Annotated in this window: 4 protein-coding genes; all 4 read left to right on the top strand. The window is 72.1% G+C overall.

All coding sequences use genetic code 11. The annotated features are described in order from the left end of the window. On the top strand, positions 1-330 hold a 330-nt coding region (locus ACTIR_RS0103890), incomplete at its 5' end, for an AtuA-related protein (RefSeq protein ID WP_026453286.1). Further along, positions 327-1,499 carry an acyl-CoA dehydrogenase family protein gene (locus tag ACTIR_RS0103885; RefSeq protein ID WP_026453285.1) on the top strand — a complete coding sequence of 391 codons (1,173 nt, stop codon included), beginning with the start codon at positions 327-329 and terminating at the stop codon, positions 1,497-1,499. The genes ACTIR_RS0103890 and ACTIR_RS0103885, both read left to right, overlap by 4 nt. Beyond that, the gene (locus ACTIR_RS0103880) at positions 1,496-3,103 is read left to right on the top strand and encodes an acyl-CoA carboxylase subunit beta (RefSeq protein WP_026453284.1); all 1,608 of its coding nucleotides are present in this window, start codon (positions 1,496-1,498) and stop codon (positions 3,101-3,103) included. The genes ACTIR_RS0103885 and ACTIR_RS0103880 overlap by 4 nt, the downstream gene beginning before the upstream one ends. Before the next feature lie 11 nt (positions 3,104-3,114). After that, positions 3,115-3,199: biotin carboxylase N-terminal domain-containing protein (locus ACTIR_RS27790; protein ID WP_411431315.1), on the top strand; the 85-nt coding region annotated here is incomplete at its 3' end.

Here is a 3,199-nt window from a genome sequence, read left to right as displayed (position 1 = left end):
TGCCTGCGGCGTCCGCTGGGGCGCGTCGCCGGGGCCCGCAGCGGCGACAAGGGCGGCGACGCCAACCTCGGGGTGTGGGTGCGCTCGGAGCCCGCCTGGCGGTGGCTGGCGCACACGCTCACCGTGGACACCCTGCGCCTGCTGCTCCCGGAGACCGCGGACCTGCCGGTGCGCCGGTACGTCCTGCCCAACCTGTACGCGGTCAACTTCGTCGTCGGGGGAATCCTCGGTGCCGGGGTGGCCTCCCAGTCCCGGTTCGATCCGCAGGCCAAGGCCCTCGGGGAGTGGTTGCGGAGCCGGTACGTCGACATCCCGGAGGTGTTGTTGTGAGCTCCGAGCCCGCCACGGGCGTCCCCGACCCGTTCGCCACGCCGGAGCGGGTCGAGCTCCGCAGGACGGTGCGCCGCTTCGTGGAGCACGAGGTCGTGCCGCACCTCGACGAGTGGGAGCGGCAGGGGGAGCTGCCCCGCTCGCTGCACCGCCGTGCCGGGGAGATCGGCCTGCTCGGGATCTCCTTCCCGGAGGAGGTCGGCGGGTCCGGCGGCGACTACCTCGACGCACTGACCGTCACCGAGGAGATCCACCAGGCGGGCGGGTCCGGCGGTGTGGTCGCCTCCCTGCTCACCGGCGGCATCGCCCTCCCGCACATCGCGGCGGCCGGCGACGAGACCCAGATCGGGAAGTGGGTCCGGCCCACGCTGGCGGGGGAGACGATCGGGTCCCTGGCCATCACCGAACCGGACGGCGGCTCGGACGTGGCCTCCCTGCGCACCACCGCGCGCCGGGACGGCGACCACTACGTCGTCAACGGCGCCAAGACGTTCATCACCTCCGGCTGCCGGGCCGACTTCGTGACCACGGCCGTGCGCACCGGGGGAGACGGCGCCCACGGGATCTCGCTGCTGGTCGTCGAGCGGGACACGCCCGGGTTCACGGTGACCCGCAAGCTGGAGAAGATGGGCTGGCACTGCTCGGACACCGCCGAGCTGTCCTTCGACGACGCCCGGGTCCCGGTCGCCAACCTGGTCGGCGCGGAGAACAGCGGGTTCGCCCAGATCGCCACCCAGTTCGTCACCGAACGGCTGTCGCTGGCGGTGCAGGCCTACGCCACCGCGCAGCGGGCGCTGGACCTGACCGTGCGGTGGTGCCGCGACCGGGAGACGTTCGGCAGGCCGCTGATCTCCCGGCAGGTGGTGCAGCACCGGCTGGTGGAGATGGCCCGCCGCGTCGACCTGGCCCGCACCTACACCCGCCAGGCCGCGATCCGGCACGCCGCCGGACAGGACGCGATCACCCAGACGTGCTTCGCGAAGAACTCCGCGGTCGAGCTGGGCGAGTGGGTGGTCGACCAGGCGGTGCAACTGCACGGCGGACTCGGCTACATGCGCGAGTCCGAGGTGGAGCGCCACTACCGGGACATGCGCATCCTCGGCATCGGCGGTGGCACCGACGAGATCATGAACCAGCTCGCGGCCGGCACGTTGGGATACTCGGCATGACGGCGCTGCGTTCCACACTGGACGTCTCCGGCGAGGAGTACGCCGCGAACCGGCGGGCCATGCTCGACAGACTCGACGAGGTGGCCACCGAGCACGCCAAGGCGATCGCCGGGGGCGGCGAGAAGTACGTCACCCGGCACCACGAGCGCGGCAAGCTCACCGTACGGGAGCGGATCGAGCTGCTGCTCGACGCGGACGCCCCGTTCCTGGAGCTCTCCCCGCTGGCCGGGTGGGGCAGTGACTACCCGGTCGGGGCCAGTGTGGTCACCGGCATCGGCGTCGTCTCCGGCGTGGAGTGCATGATCATCGGGCACGACCCCACCGTCCGGGGCGGGGCCAGCAACCCGTGGACGGTGCGCAAGATCTTCCGGGCCGCCGACATCGCCCTGGAGAACCGCCTGCCGGTGATCAACCTGGTGGAGTCCGGGGGTGCGGACCTGCCGAGCCAGAAGGAGATCTTCATCCCCGGTGGCCGGTTGTTCCGCGACCTCACCCGGCTCTCCGCCGCCGGCATCCCCACCATCGCGCTGGTGTTCGGCAACTCCACCGCGGGCGGCGCCTACGTGCCGGGCATGTCCGACCACGTCGTCATGGTGGAGAAGGCGTCGAAGGTGTTCCTCGGCGGCCCGCCCCTGGTGAAGATGGCGACCGGGGAGGAGGCCGACGAGGAGGAGCTCGGCGGCGCCGCCATGCACGCCCGCACCTCCGGGTTGGCCGACTACCTCGCCCGCGACGAACCCGACGCCCTCCGCCTCGGCAGGCGGATCGTCGCCCGGCTGAACCGGCACAAGGCCGGGCCGGCACCCGCCCCGGCCGTCGCGCCCCGCTACCCGGAGGAGGAGCTGGTGGGCATCGTGCCCGACGGGCTCCGGACCCCCTTCGATCCGCGCGAGGTGCTGGCCCGGGTGGTCGACGACTCGGACTTCGACGAGTTCAAGCCCGACTACGGCGACAGTCTGGTCACCGGCTGGGCGCGGATCCACGGCTACCCCGTCGGGGTGCTCGCCAACGCCCACGGGGTGTTGTTCAGCGAGGAGTCCCAGAAGGCCGCCCAGTTCATCCAGCTCGCCAACCAGGCCGACACGCCGCTGCTGTTCCTGCACAACACCACCGGGTACATGGTGGGCACCGACTACGAACAGGGCGGCATCATCAAGCACGGCGCGATGATGATCAACGCGGTGTCCAACAGCAAGGTGCCGCACCTGTCCGTCCTGCTCGGGGCGTCCTACGGCGCGGGGCACTACGGCATGTGCGGGCGCGCCTACGACCCCCGGTTCCTGTTCGCCTGGCCCAGCGCCAAGTCGGCGGTGATGGGGCCGCAACAGCTCGCCGGGGTGCTGTCCCTCGTCTCCCGCGCCGCCGCGGAGGCCCAGGGCCGACCGTTCGACGCCGAGGGTGACGCGGCCATGCGGGAGGCGGTGGAGTCCCAGATCGAGGCGGAGTCCCTGCCGATGTTCCTGTCCGGCCGGCTCTACGACGACGGGGTGATCGATCCCCGGGACACCCGCACCGTGCTGGGTCTGTGCCTGTCGGCGATCCACACCGGCGAGGTCCGGGGCGCACGGTTCGACGGCGCCGGATTCGGCGTCTTCCGGATGTGAGGGGACGGGACGTGATCGAGAACCTGCTCGTCGCCAACCGCGGGGAGATCGCCCGCCGCGTGTTCCGCACCTGCGCCGAGGCCGGCATCGGCACCG

The sequence above is a fragment of the Saccharomonospora iraqiensis subsp. iraqiensis genome, from assembly GCF_000430445.1.
In the GTDB taxonomy this organism is placed as follows: domain Bacteria; phylum Actinomycetota; class Actinomycetes; order Mycobacteriales; family Pseudonocardiaceae; genus Saccharomonospora; species Saccharomonospora iraqiensis.
This window is presented reverse-complemented; position numbering and strand designations above follow the sequence as displayed.

Coding starts and splice junctions, on each gene's coding strand:
- ACTIR_RS0103880 (WP_026453284.1), top strand. CDS start 1,496: ATGACGGCGCTGCGTTCCACACTGGACGTCTCCGGCGAGGAGTACGCC.